The sequence below is a fragment of the Trichococcus sp. genome, assembly GCF_049589555.1.
Classification (GTDB): domain Bacteria; phylum Bacillota; class Bacilli; order Lactobacillales; family Aerococcaceae; genus Trichococcus.
This window is the reverse complement of the sequence record NZ_JBAWAZ010000036.1, coordinates 1-1,657: the sequence shown is the minus strand read 5'-3', so window position 1 is coordinate 1,657 and position 1,657 is coordinate 1. Positions and strand designations below refer to the sequence as shown.

Sequence of the window (1,657 nt, the reverse complement as noted above, 5' to 3'; positions counted from 1 at the left end):
CTTTCCGCGGGCGCGGCATCGGGAAGGCGCTGCTGGAGCGGATGTTGACTCATCTGCGGGCAACGGATTTGGAGGCTGTCTCCTTGAGTGTGTCCCGCTCCAACCCGGCGCGCAAGCTCTATGAGCGTCACGGATTCCGCGTATTGAAAAAACAGAAAAATTCTTGCACGATGTTGCTCGGATTAAGATGACTATACAATGAAACGTTTTCATAATGGCATTCTCGAAAAAGCTTTTAAAATTGTGTCCGAAATGTTACTTGTTACTTTTAATGAAAAGACAGTTGCGTTATAATGGCTATGGATTCGAAGTGTCTTATCTTTCGGAATCTTCATTTATTGAGCAAGAAAGCGCTATATTCATCCCCTGCATTTTCCGTCCGCTTAAATAAAGAGAACGAGGTCAGTTGCAATTGGAACGGGTCCGCCTGTTCCGCAAAGGAACTTTCCTTGTCCGTATTTGGAGGATTAAAAATGAAGGACAAACTTTTTGGTGTTTTGCAGCGTGTTGGACGTTCGTTCATGTTGCCGATCGCCATTTTACCAGTAGCCGGACTCTTTTTGGGTATCGGTGGGTCATTTACTAATGCTACGACACTAGAAACATATGGTTTAACGGAACTGATGGGTCAAGGGACATTCATTTATGATGTATTGAACGTAATGAACCAGGCCGGATCGGTTGTCTTTGGGAACTTGCCGTTGATCTTCGCTGTAGGCTGTGCCATCGGTATGGCGAAAGCTGAAAAAGCGACTGCATCTTTGGCTGCTGTCATCGCCTTCCTGATCATGCATTCATCCATCGGCGCTATGATCGTAGCCCGTGGCGGCGCAGATCAGTTCATCGAAGGATCAATCTCAAACGTATTGGGTATCGAGTCATTACAAATGGGTGTTTTTGGAGGTATGATCGTCGGTTTGGGTGTTGCTGCACTTCATAATCGCTTTTATAAAATTCAATTACCAGCTGCTCTTTCATTCTTTGAAGGCACTCGTTTTGTTCCGATCATCTCATCGATCGTCTACTTGTTCGTAGGTATCCTGATGGTTTACATCTGGCCGCCAGTGCAAGAAGGCATCAATGCGATCGGTGCTTTGGTACAAGGTTCCGGTTACGCTGGAACATGGCTCTATGGTTTCATGGAGCGTGCGTTGATTCCTTTCGGTCTTCACCACGTGTTCTACTTGCCTTTCTGGCAAACAGCAGTGGGCGGAACGATGGAAGTCGGCGGGAAAATGGTCGAAGGTGCACAAAACATCTTCTTCGCGCAATTAGCTGATCCTGACACAACTATCTTCAGTGTTGCCGCTACACGTTTCATGTCAGGTAAATTCCCGTTGATGATCTTCGGATTGCCTGGTGCTGCTTTAGCGATGTACCGCACAGCTAAACCAGAAAAAAGAAAAGAAGCCGGCGGACTATTGTTGTCTGCTGCCTTGACTTCCATGCTTACAGGTATCACTGAGCCGTTGGAATTCACATTCTTGTTTGTTGCTACACCGTTATATATCATTCACGCTGTTTTGGCCGGTGCTGCTTACATGCTGATGCATATGTTCAGCGTAGGTGTCGGCATGACTTTCTCAGGCGGATTCATCGACATGTTCTTGTACGGTATCCTGCAAGGGAATGCCAAAACGAACTGGATCTGGATCGT

General features: G+C 46.6%; 2 protein-coding genes. Both read left to right on the top strand.

Features of this window, described 5'->3' with window-relative positions:
- Nucleotides 1-191, top strand: a 191-nt coding sequence (locus WBV27_RS01775; protein WP_424198880.1) for a GNAT family N-acetyltransferase, incomplete at its 5' end; no start/stop codon positions are given.
- A 282-nt stretch (nt 192-473) separates the two neighbouring features.
- A partial coding sequence (locus WBV27_RS01770) for a PTS transporter subunit EIIC (protein ID WP_424198878.1) occupies nt 474-1,657 on the top strand: 1,184 nt, incomplete at its 3' end.